Genomic DNA, 15533 nt, shown 5'->3' on the forward strand with positions numbered 1-15533 from the left:
GGTCGCCATGCCTGCCGTGTCCGCGGTTCGCGGTAGTTTGGTGGGCATGGCGACCCGTACTTCCCCCACGCGTTCGTCGTCCTCCTCCGCCACGTCCCGCTCCGGCTCCGCCGGACGCCGAGGCTCCGGACGGAAGGGGTCGACCGCGACCGTCCCCGAGGCCGACCGGCCCGCCGCGCCCCTGCGCGCCCTGCACACCCTGTGGATGGGGTTGGCCACACCGGTCGGCGCCGGCTTCCGCAAGCTCGGCCCGGACGTGCGCATCGACCGCGAGGAACGCCGTGACGGCACCGGCCTGCTCCTGCTGCTGCTCGCCGCGCTGATCGCGGCCGTGGAGTGGTGGGGCCTGCGCGGCACCGCCGTCGGCCGCGTGGTGCACGGGGTGGTGGGCGGCACCGTCGGGTGGTTCGCCCTCCTGGTGCCGATCGCCCTGCTCGTCGTGGCCGTGCGCTGCTTCCGCCACGCCACGGACCATCGCGCCAACGGGCGCATGATCATCGGCCTGCTCATGGCCACGGTCGCGGGCTCCGGCATCGCCCACCTCGTGGGCGGCGTGCCCTCGGCCGCCGACGCCTTCGAGGACATGCTCGGCGCCGGGGGCATGGTCGGCTACCTGGCGACGGCGCCGCTGGCCTCCCTGCTGACACCCGTGCCCGTCTGGGTCCTCATGATCCTGCTGGCCTTCTTCTCGGTGCTCGTGCTCACCGCGACGCCCGTCGGCTCGATCCCGCAGCGGATCGCGGGCGGCTACGACTGGCTCACGGGCCAGGACCCCGAGGGCGCCTCCGAGCAGCGGGCCGCCCGCCGTGCCGAGCGGCGCCGGGCCCGGGAGGAGCGCCGCGAGGCCGAGGACCTCGCCACCCCGCTCTCCGTGGACGCGGAGACCGGGCGCACCCACCCGGACCACGACCAGTCCTACCTGGACGGCCCGGCCGCCGGCGCCCACGCCGCGGGGACCTCCCGCCCCGGCCTGTTCGCGCGCCTGTTCGGCGGGCGCCGGGCACGCGAGGAGCAGGCCGCCGACGCCGCCCCGGAGCACACCGCCGGCACCGCCTACGACTCCCCGGTGATCCACGAGGCCGAGGCCGGCTCCCACGCCGCCCCCGAGGCCGAGACCACCCAGGTCCTGCCCCGGCCCGCCCCCCGGCGGGCCGCTCGCGGGGAGCAGGGCGTGTTCGACGCCGAGCGGGCCGCCGCGGACGCGCGGGACGCGGGCCGGGACGCCTCGGACGACTTCGACCCGTGGGTGGACGAGGACGACGCGCCCGAGGACGCGGACGCCGAGCCGCAGCCGCCCGCCGGAGTGCGCCGGCCCACGGCCGCGGACCGTGCCCTCGAGCAGGTCCGCGAACACGCCCGCGCCCAACGCGAGGCCGCCGCCCCGGCCGCCGCAGACCCGGAGGAGGACGCGGGGGAGGACACCCCGTTCGCCCTGGACGACGCCCCGGGCCAGGGCTCCGGGGCCGCCGCGCCGTCGTCGTCCTCCGCCGTGCCCGCCAGCACCCCCGCACCGGTGCCGCCGGTGACCGCCGAGCCGGCCCGCGGCACCCAGTCCGAGCTGGGCGGGGACGTGTCCTACACGCTGCCGCAGTCGGCCCTGCTCCCGGCCGGGCCCCAGCCGAAGGAGCGCTCCGAGGCCAACGACCGGGTCGTCGCCGCGCTGACCACCACGTTCACCGAGTTCAAGGTGGACGCCCAGGTCACCGGGTTCTCCCGCGGGCCGACGGTGACGCGCTACGAAGTCGAGGTCGCCCCCGGCACCAAGGTGGAGAAGGTGACGGCGCTGGAGAAGAACATCGCGTACGCGGTGGCCTCCTCGGACGTGCGGATCCTCAGCCCCATCCCGGGCAAGCGCGCGATCGGCATCGAGATCCCCAACACGGACAAGGAGGTCGTGGCCCTCGGCGACGTCCTGCGCTCGCAGGCCGCCCAGCGCACCGACCACCCGATGGTGATGGGCGTCGGCAAGGACGTGGAGGGCGGCTACGTGGTGGCCAACCTCGCGAAGATGCCCCACATGCTCGTGGCGGGCGCCACCGGCGCCGGCAAGTCCTCGTTCGTGAACTCGATGATCACCTCGATCCTCATGCGCTCCACCCCGGACGAGGTGCGCATGGTGATGGTGGACCCCAAGCGCGTCGAGCTCACCGCGTACGAGGGCGTGCCCCACCTGGTCACCCCGATCATCACGAGCCCGAAGAAGGCGGCCGAGGCGCTGCAGTGGGTCGTCAAGGAGATGGACACCCGCTACGACGACCTCGCGGCGTTCGGCTACAAGCACGTGGACGACTTCAACAAGGCCGTCCGGGCCGGCCAGGTGAAGCTGCCGCCGGACTCCAAGCGCGTGCTGCGCCCGTACCCGTACCTGTTGGTCATCGTGGACGAGCTCGCGGACCTGATGATGGTCGCCCCGCGCGACGTCGAGGACGCGATCGTGCGCATCACCCAGCTGGCCCGTGCGGCCGGCATCCACCTCGTGCTCGCCACGCAGCGGCCGTCCGTGGACGTGGTCACGGGCCTGATCAAGGCCAACGTGCCCTCGCGCATGGCGTTCGCGACGTCGTCGGTCACGGACTCGCGCGTGGTCCTGGACCAGCCCGGCGCGGAGAAGCTGCTCGGCCAGGGCGACGCCCTGTTCCTGCCGATGGGCAAGTCCAAGCCCATGCGCGTGCAGGGGGCGTGGGTCAACGAGTCCGAGATCCACGCCGTCGTGGAGCACGTGAAGTCGCAGATGCAGGTCCAGTACCGCGAGGACGTGATCCCCGAGAAGACCGAGAAGGTCATCGACGAGGACATCGGCGACGATCTGGACCTGCTCCTGCAGGCCGTCGAACTCGTGGTCACCACGCAGTTCGGCTCCACGTCCATGCTGCAGCGCAAGCTGCGGGTGGGCTTCGCGAAGGCCGGCCGCCTCATGGACCTCATGGAGTCCCGCGGCGTCGTGGGCCCCTCCGAGGGCTCCAAGGCCCGCGACGTGCTGGTCAAGCCCGACGACCTCGCGGACGTGCTCGCCACCATCTCAGGAGACACCCCGCCCTCGGCCACCTCCGGCGACGACGACGCCTCGGCGTCGTCCGGTCCGCGCGACCTGGTGCAGGAGGACCTGGACTCGCGCCCGGCCGCCGTGGACTGGAACGATGAGGACGACGAGGGATCGGAGGACGCGTGGCAGCTGACGGGCAGATGAGCACGGCGGGCGGGGCGCAGCACGTGTCCGCCTGGAACCTGCCGAACATCCTGACCTCGGTGCGCATCCTGATGGTGCCCTTCTTCGCCTGGGCGCTGTGGGCCGGCGGGCCGTGGGGCGGCGACTCTCTCCTCGCCCGCTGGCTCGCGCTGGCGCTGTTCGCGGCGGCCATGTACACCGACAAGCTCGACGGGGACATCGCCCGCGCCCGCGGGCTGATCACCGACTTCGGCAAGATCGCGGACCCCATCGCGGACAAGCTGCTCACGGGCACGGCCCTCGTGCTGTTCTCCCTGCTGGGGGAGCTCTGGTGGTGGGTGACCATCGTGATCCTGGTGCGCGAATGGGGCATCACCCTGATGCGCTTCGTGGTGATCCGCTACGGCGTGATGCCGGCCGGCCGCGGCGGCAAGCTCAAGACCGTGCTGCAGACCGCGGGCATCGGCCTGCTGCTCCTGCCCCTGGCCCCGCTCGTGGGCGGCTGGTGGCCGTGGGCCGGCTGGGTGGTCATCGGGGCCGCCACCGTGCTGACGGTGCTGACCGGCCTGGAGTACGTCAAGGACGCGTGGGTCCTGCGGCGGGACGCCCTCGCCGCCCAGCGGGGGGCCTGAGGCGATGACCACGGCGGCGGCCCGGGACGTGGTGCACGCGCTCGCGGACGCGGGCCTCACGGTGGCGACGGGGGAGTCCCTCACCGCCGGTCTGGTGGCCGCGCGCCTGGCCGACGTCCCCGGGGCGTCGGCCGTGCTGCACGGCGGCGTGGTGGCCTACCAGAACGCCGTGAAGACCGGCCTGCTGGGTGTGCCGGAGGACCTGCTCGCGCGGGTCGGGGCGGTGGACGCGGACGTGGCCCGACGGATGGCCCTCGGCGCCCGGGCGGCCCTGGGCGCCGACGTCGGCGTGGCCACCACGGGCGTGGCCGGGCCCGAGCCGCACCAGGGCCGGCCGGTGGGCACCGTGTGGCTCGGCCTGGCCGTGCCCGACGCGGACGCGAGCGCGCTGGACGTGCTCGGCGGCGAGCGCGACGGCGCGGCCACCGCGGTCCTCCTCCGGCTCGACGGCGACCGGGCCGCGATCCGGGAGGCCACCGTCGCCGCGGCGCTGCAGTCCCTGACGCGCCTGCTCGCCGGCCGCGGCCACTGAGGCGGCACGGGGGCGCCGACCGACCCGCCTCGGCGCCCCGTCCCTGGTGCCGACCCGCCCCGCCGCGTAGGTTCGGCGCGATGGAGACCGCATCGCCTCCCACCCCGCCCGAGCGTGCACCGCAGGACGGCGACGACGCCCCGGGCCCCCGGGTCATCGGCCTCGTGGCCGACCCGGGCACCCCGTGGGCGCTCGTGCGCCGCATCGCCGGGGACGTCGAGGACCGGCTCGACGAACGCCTGCCGCAGCCCGGCGGCTGGCGGGTCGAGACGCGGCAGGAGTCGCTGCCGGTCGGTGCGACCGGGGGCATGGTCCTGGAGGAGCCGGTCCGCTCCCTCGCGGACGGGCAGGGATGGGACACGGTGGTCGCCGTCGTCGACCTGCCCCGGTTCGACGGCCGGCGCGGCGTGGTGGCGGACGTCGTGCCGCAGCTGCGGGTCGGCGTCGTGTGCGTGCCGGCGCTGGGGGTCATCACCCCGGCCCGCCGGCTGCGGGAGACGGTGCTGCGGATCGTCGAGCACATCGACACCGCCCCCCACGTGGACCCGCCGGACGGGGAGCTGGACGTGCAGTCCGCCGACGAGTCCGGCGAGGTGGAGGAGGACGGCGGCCGGTCCCCGGCGGACGGGCTCCCCGAGCCCGACACGGGCGCGCTGCGCGGCATCGCCCCGCTGGTCGACGTCGACGCGGACGTGACCACGACCACCCGGATGGGCGGCGGGTCCCGGCGCACGTCCACGGTGTATGTGAAGGGCTGGACGGGCACGCTGCGTCTGCTGGCCGGGATGGTGATGGCCAACCGGCCGCTGCTCATGCCGCGGGACATGACGTTCACGATCGCTTCGGCCAGCGCGGCCGGTGCCTACGGCGTGTTCTTCGGCTCCATCTGGGTGCTCTCCAGCGTGATGTCCCCGGGGCGGCTCGCGGCGGTCAGCGTGCTGTCCGTGGTGCTGCTGGTGGCGTGGCTGGTCACCACGAACGGTCTGTGGACGCACGGTGCGGCCCACCGGCACAGCTCGCGGCTGGACAACCTCTCCACCGTGCTCACCGTGGGCCTGGCCTGCACCGTGGTCTACGTGCTGCTCTTCGTGACGCTGCTGCTGGTCGCGCTCATGATCATCCCCGTGGAGTACCTGGAGGAGGAGCTCGACCAGCCCAGCGGTGTGGTCGACTACGTCCGGCTCGTGTGGCTCGCGGCGTCCATGGGCACGATGGCCGGGGCTGTCGGCTCGAGCCTGGACGACTCCCACCGCATCCGGAACGCCACCTACTCCCTGCGGGAACGGCATCGGCGCTCGGAGCGGCACGAGGGCGACGGGGCCGCCGAGGGCCCGACGGCGGGGGAGGCCGTGCCCCGGGAATGAACGCGACCCCGCCCGACGTTGAATGTAACGAGTCAAGAAGAGTGCCTCGCGGGATCAGGCCCGCGGCCCGGCACCCTTCAGGAAAAGTCCAGGAGTAGGCGATAGACATGATGCGACATCCCGTCCATTCCCACGGAATCACGCGCTGGGTCGATGACCAGCCCCGTCCCCGCGCGGCCACCCCCGACATCAAGGAGCGCAGCATGCCCCTCCTCCGCCACGAGATCGGCGACGTCCTGCGCGACGTCCGGCAGCTCCAGGGCCGCACCCTGCGCGAGGTCTCGCACGATGCCCGTGTCTCGCTCGGCTACCTGTCGGAGGTGGAGCGGGGGCAGAAGGAGGCCTCCTCCGAACTGCTGGCCTCGATCTGCCAGGCGCTGGACATCCCGCTGTCCTACCTGCTGCGGGAGGTTTCGGACCGGCTCGTGGAGCAGGAGGGCATGGTCGTCCCGGACACCCTGCCGGACGACCTGACGGACCCGAGCCTGGGCTCGCTGGCCGGCCGCTGACTCCGCCACTCCCACGGCGCGGGCGCCCCGTCTCGGGGCGCCCGCGCCGTCTGCGTCCCTGACCCCGCGACCGACCACAGAGAGGACCGTCCGTGCGCGAGAGCGAGTTCCGCCGGCTGATGGACGAGGAGTTCGGCCCCGCCCGGGCCGGCCTCGTGGCCGACTCCCTGCACCTGCCCGGCCTGGACACCACCGCGACGGCGGCGCTCGCCGCCGGTGTGGACCCGCGGCGGGTGTGGCTGGCGGTCTGCGACCTGCATGAGATCCCGCAGGAGCGGCGTCTCGGTCGGGACGTGCCGCCGAAACGCTGACGCCGCGACGTCCCCGGCGCCCGAGACCTCCCTCGGTTAGGGTGGTCGAGCGGTCGTGACGGGTGCCCCCGCCCCATTCCGGTCCGTTCCCCCGTACCCCGAGGCAGCAGACAGGAGCCGTGGTGACGTCAGCGCAGGACCCCCCGGAGCGTACGGCACGGATGGCCGCGGCCCTCGCCCCTGGGGACCTCGTCGTGGCGGTGGGCGCCGACCTGAGCGACCATGCACTCCATCTGGCCTGCGCCGCCGGGGCGCACGTCCTGGCCGTGACGCCGGATCCGCGACGGGCCGCCGACGTCGAGCAGTCCGCGCGCCGACGCGACCTCCACGACCGGGTCGAGGTGCACACCTGCGCGCTCGGCGCGCTCCCGGATCAGTCGGCGCGCGACGTGCCGGGGCGTACCGTGGACTGTCTCGTCGGCCGACGTGTGGTGCGCATGCTCGCGATCGACGTCGACGGGCTCGGGCCCGAAGTGCTCGAGGGCGCGAGGGACACGCTGCGCCGCGGCAGGCCGCTCGTGTGGATCGACTGCCCCGACGAGCGGGCGTACCGGGCCGTCGCCGCCGTGCTCTGGCCGCTCGGCTATCGGGTGCAGGACATGCAGGACTGCTCCCCGACGCTGCTGTTCGCCCCGGCCGCCCCGGGCGTCGGCCCGGTCGACGATCCGGGCGTCGACGCGGCATTGCGGCGGCTGTATGCCGAGCGCCGGACCGTCGAGGCCCTGCGTGGGCGGCTCCGGTGCGAGGGCGAGGGCGCCGACACCGCCGGCGTCGTCGGGCTCCACGGCACCGGGATCTCGGAGATCGAAGCCGGGGCACGGGATGACGTCGTGGTGATGCGCGCCGAGCTGGCCGCCGCCCGGCGTCGCGTCGAGGAACTCGAAGCGCGGGCCCGGCGGGACCGGGAGGACTTCCGGGTGCTGCGCGGCTTCGTCGAAGACGTCCAGCAGCGGCTCTGGGAGGAGAGGCAGGCCAGGGCCGCACGCGAGGCCGCCGGTGAGCGGCTGCGCGAGGTGGAAGAGGCGCTCGGCCGCGTGGCCGAGGAGAAGGAACGGGTGGCCGCCACGGCCCGGGAGGCCCGGTCGGCGCTGCGCCGGGTGCGCTCCTCCCGCACCTACCGCGTCGGCCGCGTCCTCGGCGAGGCCCGAACCCTGCAGGGGGCTCGGCGCGCCCTTCCGCGTCTGGTCTCGATCATCCGTGAGAACCGGAAGGACGACGCATGAGCCGCTCCGCCCCCGAGCCCGTCGTGCCCGAGGAGATGACGGCGCGCCGTCGCCCCGGCCCCTCCGTGCCGGTCCGGCGTCGAGCCGGGCGCGCGGGCCGTCTGGTGGTCGCGTGCATCCTGGACGAGTTCTCGCACACCGCCTTCGAGAGCGAGGCCGACCTCGTCCCACTGTCCATGGAGTTCTGGCGTGCGGAGCTCACCGCGGCCCGCCCGGACCTGCTGTTCGTGGAGTCCGCGTGGCGGGGTCACCGGCAGGCCTGGTGGAACACCGTGCACCGACTCGGACCGGAGCTGCGCGGGATCCTGGAATGGTGCCGCGATCGCGGCGTGCCCACGGCCTTCTGGAACAAGGAGGACCCGGTCCACTTCAACACGTTCCTGACGACGGCGGGCCAGTTCGACGCGGTGTTCACGACGGACCTGGACTGTGTGCCCCGCTACAAGCGGGAACTGGGCCACTACAACGTCCACTTCCTGCCCTTCGCGGCGCAGCCCGCCGAGTCGAATCCGGCCGAGGTCTTCGATCGGGTCGACGGCTGTGCCTTCGCCGGGGCCTACTATGCGCGCTATCCGGAGCGGCTGGCCGACCTGCGGGAGCTCTCCGCGGAGCTGTCGTCCGAGGGTCGCCGGTTCGACGTCTACGACCGCAACCTCGGCCGTCCCCCGTCGGGCTACACGTTCCCCGAGGAGTACGACCGGTTCATCGTGGGCGGCGCGCTCACCCCGGACCTGTTGGACGTGCCCTACAAGGGCTACACCGTCAACCTCAACCTCAACTCGGTGAAGCAGTCCCAGTCGATGTTCGCTCGGCGGGTGTTCGAGCTGCTGGCGTCGAACACGCTGGTCGTCAGCAACTTCTCGCGCGGACTCCGACTGATGTTCGGGGACCTCGTGATCTCCACGGACTCCGGTCCGGAGCTGCGCCGCCGTGTCGAGGCCCTGGAGGCCGAGCCGAACGGCGTCGAGCGGCTGCGTGCCATGGCCCTGCGCAAGGTCCTGCGCGAGCACACCTACGCCGAGCGGCTCGAGTTCGTGGCCTCCCGGTCCGGGGTCGCGATGCCGGCTGCGGCGGTCGAGCGCCCCCTGCTGGTCCTGCCCGCGTCGGCCGGACACGACCCGTCCGCGGTCCGCGCGCTCGTGACGGACTGGCGGGCGCAGTCGTGGACGGACTGGGTCCTGGCCGTGGTGGCCGCGGACGAGGCCGACCTGGGGGAGTCCGTCGCCGACCCGCGCGTCGTGACGGTGGACGGCCCGGACGCCCTCGACGCCCTCGCGCGGGCGAGGGGCTGCACCAGCGTGGGCACGCTCGACCCAGGCGACTGGTACGGACCGCACTACCTGGAGGACCTGGTCCTCGCCCTCCGGTGGGCCGATGTCGAGGCGGCCGGGCACGACGAGCACATCGCCGTCGTCGACGGCGTCGTGCAGCGCCGACGGGCCGGCACTGCCTGGACCCTGAGCGAGGATCTCCGGCCCGCGCGTTCGCTGGTGCGGCTCAGCGGCGACGTCACGGCGGCCCCCGGCGATGTCACCCGTCTGCTGGCCCAGGACGTCGTGCCGGGCCTGGCCGTCGGGCCCGTCGAGTACGTGGCAGGCGGGGCCGACGCACCGACGCTGTTGCGGGAGCAGGCGGCGACGCTCGAGCTCGACCCGGGGCTGTCGCTCGCGGCGATCCGCGCCCATGCGGACGCCCTCGAGATCGACGAGCCGGACGAGGAGCCGGACGTGCTGGACCTCGGCCGCATCCTCGAGGGCATGGCGACGTTCGACCAGCTGAGCGTCCTCTGGGAGGAGGGCGGCGCACGGGTGAGCTCGACCATGGAGACGGGCCGGCACCAGTACTGGATCAACCCCCTGATTCGACCCGTGGCCGAGGCGGTGCGCGGAACCGAGGAGCAGCTCCACCTCGACGTCGGGGTGGGGCTCGACGTGATGCTCGTGGCGTTCTGGCTGAACGACGCAGGGGAGCGCATCGGCCATGCGATGATCCCGGCGCGCCAGTACACCCGGGTGCGCGTCCCGGCCGAGGCCACGGGCCTACGGTGGGGGCTGCGCGTCAGCGGGACCGGCAGCGCCGTGATCCACCGGGTCGTGCGGGGTCCGTACGTCGCCCCGCCCGTGCCCATGCTGACCGGCAGCCCGGACCTGCTGGTCACGAACATCTACCCGTCGTACGGGAACCTGTACCGCAACGGCTTCGTGCACGCTCGGCGCCGCAGCTACCTCCAGCGGGGCCACCGGATCGAGGTCGTCGTGCTCGGGGCCGGGGACCAGCCACGGTTCCGGGAGTTCGAGGACGTGGACGTGGCGATGCTCCGCCCCGCCGACCTGGCGGCGACGCTGGCCTCGGGGGAGGTGCGCACGCTGATGGTGCACTGCCTCCTGCCCGAGACGTGGGAGGTGCTCAAGACCGCCCCCGCGCTGCCGCCCACCACGGTGTGGACGCACGGGTTCGAGATCCAGCCCTGGTGGCGCCGGCGCTTCAACTACACGACGGCGGCGGAGCTGGAGGCGGCCCAGGCGGCCTCCGAGGCGCGCTTGGCGATGTGGCGGGAGGTGTTCCAGACGACCGGCGACGACGTCCACTTCGTCTTCGTCTCCCGCTGGTTCGCGGAGACCGTCTTCGACGACGTCGGCGTCCGCCTGCCCGAACACCGGTACTCCGTCATCCACAACCCGGTCGACGGCACCGTCTTCCGCTACCGGGAGAAGACGGCCGAGGACCGTCTGCGCATCCTCTCGATCCGGCCGTACCATTCCCGGGTGTACGCGAACGACCTGGCCGTGGCGGCCGTCCTCGACCTCGCGGCCGAGCCGTGGTTCGACGAGCTCGAGTTCACCTTCCTCGGGGACGGGCCGCTCTTCGAGGAGACGATCGCACCGCTGCGCGATCTGCCCAACGTCACGGTGCGCCGCGGCTTCCTGACCCACGCGCAGATCGCGGCCGAGCACGCGCGCCACGGGGTCCTGCTGGTCCCGAGCCGCAGCGACACCCAGGGCGTCAGCCGCGACGAGGCGATGTCCTCGGGTCTGGTGCCCATCACGTCGGCGGTGGCCGCGATCCCCGAATTCGTCGACGAGGAGGTCGCCTTCCTGGCGCCGCCCGAAGACCACCGCGCGCTCGCGGACGCCGTCCGGACGCTGCGCGCAGAGCCCGCGCGGTATCTGCGGATGTCCGCGGCCGCGGCACGCCGGGTCCGCAGACAGTCCGGCGCGGACCACGTGCTGGACGCCGAACTCCGCCTGGCGTTCCGCACCGACGGGGACCACTCCGCTCCGTCGGTCCGTCCCCATCCCGAGAGAGAGGCCCACAGGCCATGACCGCACGCATCGCCGTCGTCGGGAGCGCCCTCACCCACTCCGCCCTGGTCGCGGACCCCCGGCTCTCCGTGCCCGCCGGGCACTTCCTCGCCCGGGTCTCCATGGCTGGGCTGGGCACCCCGCCCGTCGAGGACGCCGACCTGACCGGGGTCGCCTCGGACTTCCGGCGCGAGCTGGTCCGTCGCGACGTCGACCGCATGCTCGTGGCGGACCTGGTCCGGCTCGATCCCGACGCGATCGTCGTCGACGTCGCCGACGAGCGATTCGCCCTGGACGTGCTCCCGTCCGGGGCCGTCGTGACCGTCTCGCCGGAGTACCTCGAGTCGGCGCCGCCGCAGGACGGCCGGCGCCGGGTGCCCAGCGGCGACGAGGAGCACCTCGCGCTGTGGGTGGCCGGGTGGCGGACCTTCCTCTCCACCCTGGACGCCGTGGGTCTGAGAGAGCGGCTGATCCTGCATCACGGCGGGATGGCGGTCCGCACCGCGGACGGGACCCCCGCCCGGCACGAAGCCGCGATCCTCGCCGCCGCGCGCTACGCGGACCGGCTCGCCGACCGGGCGGCCCAGGACCTCGACCCGGCCCGGGTGGTGCGCGTGGACGACGCGATCAGGCACGCCGCGCCGGCCGACGACGGCACCGCCGACCCGCTGGCCCTCGCCCCGGCGGCCGCCGCCGCGCTGGCCGCCGGGGTGGTCGCCGTGCTGGACGGGCGCGATCCATGGGAGGTCGACGGGCTCGTCGACGTCAGCCCGGACGCGGAGCCCGCCGAGTGCGCCGCGCCGCAGGCCCACGCAGAGCCCGCCGCGCCACAGGCCCCCGCCGAGTCCGCTGCGCCCGAGCCGTCCGCACCGCACCGGGACGTCGTGGAGAGCGACTATGCGAACTACGGGGTCGACCCGGTCCGCTGGGAGTCGGCCGAGGAGTTCGCGGCCTCCGGCTTCGGCCCGGGACTGCACATCCTGCCGCTGCCGGACGGCAACCACCTGGACCTCATCATCCGCGGTGACCTCGGGGGTGTGGGCGAGCGCGAGTCCGTCGTCGTCTTCCTCACGGGTGCGATGAGTCAGCGGAACAGCGTGGCCCCGCCGTTCTTCGCCGGGCGTCGGCTCACCTACGAGCTGGGGATCCCGTGGGTCGCCGTCAGCGACCCCTCGATGCAGCTCGCCGACGACCTCCTCCTCGGGTGGTACACGGGCTCGCCCGGCTCTCAGGCCCACGCCACGCTGCTCGCCGCTCTGCGGGCGCTGGCGGACGGGCTGGACCGTGACCTGCTCCTGGTGGGCGGGTCCGGGGGCGGCTTCGCGGCGCTGCGGCTGAACGAGGAGCTCGAGGGGCGCAGCAGCGTCTTCGCCTGGAACCCCCAGACGGATCTCCTCGATTACCATCCGCCCACGGTGCGGGACTACCTGCGGACCCTCTTCCCGGGCGAGGACCTCGACCCCGGCTCGGAGCGCGAGGCCGTGGAGGCGCGGCTGGCCGAGGAGGGGATCGGGCACCGGGTGGGCACGCTCGACGCGGGCCGTCGCGTGGTGGTGTTCCAGAACGCGGGCGATCACCACGTGGAGGGGCACCTGCTGCCCCTCGTCCACCGTACCCCGGGCATGACGGGCGGCCCTCGCCGGTTCGCCACGGACGCCGAGCACCAGGTGCGGATCGCCACTTGGGGGGCCGGGCACGCCGCGCTGCCCGCCCACGTGACGGCGCGGGCCGTGGACGCGATGCGTCGGGGCCACTCGGCCTCGACCGTGGCGACGGACATCGACGCGCTGCTGGCGCATGAACGGGGCGACGACTCGGACGGGCCGGACGTCCTGGTCACCGCCGAGCCCGGCGGGCTCTCACGGGTGGACTGGGCCGCCTTCCCGGGAGAGGCCGACGACGGGCACGCCTGCACCCTGTCCCGGATGCTCGGCGAGGACGTCGTGGACCAGGTGGAGCACATCGGTCCGCCCGTGGTGCTGCCCCGGCTGGACGAGGGGGAGCACTGGCGGCTGGAGGCGTTCGACGCGCGCGGTCGGCGGGTCCACGAGATCCACGTCGACGGTCGGGGGGACCCGGTGCCGTCCGGCGGTATGGGCGGCTCCGCCCGGCCCCGTCGCGCCCGGCAGTGACGCCGGCGCGTCCGGGTGCCGGCGGTCCGGCCGCGGCACGGTCTGCGGCCCCGGGACCGTCTGGGGCCCACGCCGGTCTTCGAACACGTGTTCGAAGAATGCGGTAGAGTCCTGCACAGCAGTGCGACGGGGTGATCTCGTGCACAGGCGGGGCGGGCCACGCTTATCGTGTCCGCCGCCCCCCGTAGATTCACGGACATGACCGACGCGGACGCTCCAGCGTCCGCGGCAGCACCACCAGAGCTAGGGGTGAAGGATGAGCAAGGTGACGGATCGCGAGAAGGCCCTCGAGGCCGCTCTCGCCCAGATCGACAAGCAGTTCGGCAAGGGTTCCGTCATGCGGCTGGGAGACCAGACCCAGGCACCCGTCGAGGTCATCCCCACGGGCTCGGTGGCCATGGACGTGGCACTGGGCATCGGCGGCCTGCCGCGCGGCCGCGTGGTGGAGATCTACGGCCCGGAGTCCTCGGGCAAGACCACCCTGGCCCTGCACGCGGTGGCCAACGCGCAGCGCAACGGCGGCATCGCGGCCTTCATCGACGCGGAGCACGCCCTGGACCCGGTCTACGCCCGCAAGCTCGGGGTGGATACGGACGCCCTGCTGGTCAGCCAGCCGGACACGGGCGAGCAGGCCCTGGAGATCATGGACATGCTCGTCTCCTCGGGCACCCTGGACATCGTCGTCATCGACTCCGTGGCCGCGTTGACCCCGCGCGCCGAGATCGAGGGCGAGATGGGCGACTCCCACGTCGGCCTGCAGGCCCGCCTCATGTCCCAGGCGCTGCGCAAGGTGACCGGCCGCCTCCACCAGACCAAGACCACGGCCATCTTCATCAACCAGCTGCGCGAGAAGATCGGCGTGTTCTTCGGCTCCCCGGAGACCACCACGGGCGGCAAGGCGCTCAAGTTCTATGCGTCCGTGCGCATCGACGTCCGCCGCATCGAGACCCTCAAGGAGGCCGGCAACCCCGTCGGCAACCGCACCCGCGTGAAGATCGTCAAGAACAAGATGGCCCCGCCCTTCAAGCAGGCCGAGTTCGACATCCTCTACGGGGTCGGCATCTCCCGCGAGGGTGGCCTGATCGACATGGGTGTCGAGGAGGGCATCGTCAAGAAGTCCGGCGCGTGGTTCACCTATGACGGGGACCAGCTCGGGCAGGGCAAGGAGAACGCCCGTCGGTTCCTCCGGGACAACCCGGACCTTGCCAACGAGATCGAGCAGCGCATCCTCACGAAGCTCGGCATCGGCGTGGCCCCGGAGGCCGAGGATGACGAGGCCCCGGCCCTGACCGCGGTTCCGGGGGACACTGCGGTCGGATGACCCGATCGCGCAGGAGCGTCGGAGGCGGGGCCGCCCACCGGTCGGAGACGACCGGCCGGAGCGGCTCCGCCTCCGGTGCGTCCGCGTTCGACGACGCCCGGGACTCGGACGTGGGCCGGATGTGGCTCGACCTGGCCGGCGCACCGGAGCCGACGTCGTCCGACGCGGACGCCACGGACGCCGAGCAGGACGCCGTGCCCGCGCACGACGCCGGAGCCCCCGCAGGGGACGTCCCGGACCACGCCCCCGGCGCGGCACCGGATCTCGGGGCCCTGCTGACCCGCGCGAGCGACCTGCCCAGCCCCGCGCCCGGCGCCGGGCCCCGATCGCTGCCCTGGTCCGAGCGCCAGGACACCCGGGCGGACACCGAGCGCCGGGGCCGACAGCGGTCCACCACGCCCCCGCGGCGTGGCCGTCCTCGCGACGAGGGTCGCCCGGCCGTGGATCCCCGCCCCGCCGTCGAGGCCGATCGCCCCCGACGTCGCCCCGGCCCGGCGCCCCTGCCCACCGCACCGCGTGAGCGCGAGGAGGCCGCACGCGAGGTCGTCCTGCGCCAGCTCGCCCTGGGCCCCCGCTCCCGCGGCCAGCTCGAACGCAAGCTCGCCGAGCGCCAGGCCGAGCCCGAGCTGATCGAGCGCGTCCTCGACCGCTTCGAGGAGGTGCGGCTCGTGGACGACGCCGCCTTCGCCGAGGTCTGGGTCCGCAGCCGTCACCAAAGCAAGGGCCTGGCGCGCCGCGCCATCGGGCACGAGCTCCAGCAGAAGGGCGTGGACCGGGAGATCGCCGCCGAGGCGCTCGAGGCCATCGACGGCGAGGACGAACGGACCGCCGCCCTGGACCTCGTGCGCCGACGGCTGCGGGGCCGCACCGTCCCCGGCGGTGCCTCGCCGGAGGCCCGGGCCGAGCGGGACAAGGTGACCCGCCGCCTCGTCGGCATGCTGGGACGCAAGGGCTACGGCGGCGGCCTCGCGTTCGCCGTCGTGAAGGAGGTCCTCGCCGAGCACGAGGAGTGAGCGGCCCCGGGCCGCGCCCGGAGTTCCT

General features: G+C 73.9%; 11 protein-coding genes. All 11 read left to right on the forward strand.

Features of this window, described 5'->3' with window-relative positions; genetic code table 11:
• The first annotated feature begins 46 nt into the window (after window positions 1-46).
• Complete coding sequence (locus J1M44_RS06560) at window positions 47-3187, forward strand: FtsK/SpoIIIE family DNA translocase (RefSeq protein WP_095695520.1); 3141 nt, start codon at window positions 47-49, stop codon at window positions 3185-3187.
• Window positions 3184-3798 (forward strand): CDP-alcohol phosphatidyltransferase family protein, encoded by a 615-nt coding sequence (locus J1M44_RS06565; protein WP_095695521.1) that lies wholly within the window; start codon window positions 3184-3186, stop codon window positions 3796-3798. Before J1M44_RS06560 ends, J1M44_RS06565 begins: the two co-directional genes overlap by 4 nt.
• 4 nt (window positions 3799-3802) lie before the next feature.
• Window positions 3803-4330 (forward strand): CinA family protein, encoded by a 528-nt coding sequence (locus tag J1M44_RS06570; RefSeq protein WP_095695522.1) that lies wholly within the window; start codon window positions 3803-3805, stop codon window positions 4328-4330.
• A gap of 80 nt (window positions 4331-4410) precedes the next feature.
• Complete coding sequence (locus tag J1M44_RS06575; protein WP_206480771.1) at window positions 4411-5694, forward strand: hypothetical protein; 1284 nt, start codon at window positions 4411-4413, stop codon at window positions 5692-5694.
• Between the two features lie 107 nt (window positions 5695-5801).
• Window positions 5802-6203, forward strand: a complete 402-nt coding sequence (locus J1M44_RS06580; RefSeq protein WP_036334756.1) for a helix-turn-helix domain-containing protein — start codon at window positions 5802-5804, stop codon at window positions 6201-6203.
• Window positions 6204-6295: 92 nt separating this feature from the next.
• Window positions 6296-6514: a DUF3046 domain-containing protein gene (locus J1M44_RS06585; protein WP_002856506.1), complete on the forward strand. Its 219-nt coding sequence runs from the start codon at window positions 6296-6298 to the stop codon at window positions 6512-6514.
• 122 nt (window positions 6515-6636) lie between these two features.
• Entirely contained in the window at window positions 6637-7737 is a 1101-nt protein-coding gene (locus J1M44_RS06590; RefSeq protein WP_206480772.1) for a hypothetical protein, read from the forward strand.
• Window positions 7734-11060, forward strand: a complete 3327-nt coding sequence (locus tag J1M44_RS06595; RefSeq protein ID WP_206480773.1) for a glycosyltransferase family protein — start codon at window positions 7734-7736, stop codon at window positions 11058-11060. Before J1M44_RS06590 ends, J1M44_RS06595 begins: the two co-directional genes overlap by 4 nt.
• Entirely contained in the window at window positions 11057-13171 is a 2115-nt protein-coding gene (locus J1M44_RS11870) for a DUF6270 domain-containing protein (RefSeq protein WP_206480774.1), read from the forward strand. The genes J1M44_RS06595 and J1M44_RS11870 overlap by 4 nt, the downstream gene beginning before the upstream one ends.
• Before the next feature lie 256 nt (window positions 13172-13427).
• Window positions 13428-14492: a recombinase RecA gene (recA, locus tag J1M44_RS06605; protein WP_206480775.1), complete on the forward strand. Its 1065-nt coding sequence runs from the start codon at window positions 13428-13430 to the stop codon at window positions 14490-14492.
• Window positions 14489-15505 (forward strand): regulatory protein RecX, encoded by a 1017-nt coding sequence (locus tag J1M44_RS06610; RefSeq protein ID WP_206480776.1) that lies wholly within the window; start codon window positions 14489-14491, stop codon window positions 15503-15505. The genes recA and J1M44_RS06610 overlap by 4 nt, the downstream gene beginning before the upstream one ends.
• Window positions 15506-15533 lie beyond the last annotated feature (28 nt).

Origin of the sequence: Micrococcus sp. KRD128 (assembly GCF_017168395.1) — a bacterium.
Lineage (GTDB): Bacteria > Actinomycetota > Actinomycetes > Actinomycetales > Micrococcaceae > Micrococcus > Micrococcus luteus.

Coding starts and splice junctions, on each gene's coding strand:
- J1M44_RS06560 (WP_095695520.1), top strand. CDS start 47: ATGGCGACCCGTACTTCCCCCACGCGTTCGTCGTCCTCCTCCGCCACG.
- J1M44_RS06610 (WP_206480776.1), top strand. CDS start 14,489: ATGACCCGATCGCGCAGGAGCGTCGGAGGCGGGGCCGCCCACCGGTCG.
- recA (WP_206480775.1), top strand. CDS start 13,428: ATGAGCAAGGTGACGGATCGCGAGAAGGCCCTCGAGGCCGCTCTCGCC.
- J1M44_RS06565 (WP_095695521.1), top strand. CDS start 3,184: ATGAGCACGGCGGGCGGGGCGCAGCACGTGTCCGCCTGGAACCTGCCG.
- J1M44_RS06575 (WP_206480771.1), top strand. CDS start 4,411: ATGGAGACCGCATCGCCTCCCACCCCGCCCGAGCGTGCACCGCAGGAC.
- J1M44_RS06595 (WP_206480773.1), top strand. CDS start 7,734: ATGAGCCGCTCCGCCCCCGAGCCCGTCGTGCCCGAGGAGATGACGGCG.
- J1M44_RS06580 (WP_036334756.1), top strand. CDS start 5,802: ATGATGCGACATCCCGTCCATTCCCACGGAATCACGCGCTGGGTCGAT.
- J1M44_RS11870 (WP_206480774.1), top strand. CDS start 11,057: ATGACCGCACGCATCGCCGTCGTCGGGAGCGCCCTCACCCACTCCGCC.
- J1M44_RS06570 (WP_095695522.1), top strand. CDS start 3,803: ATGACCACGGCGGCGGCCCGGGACGTGGTGCACGCGCTCGCGGACGCG.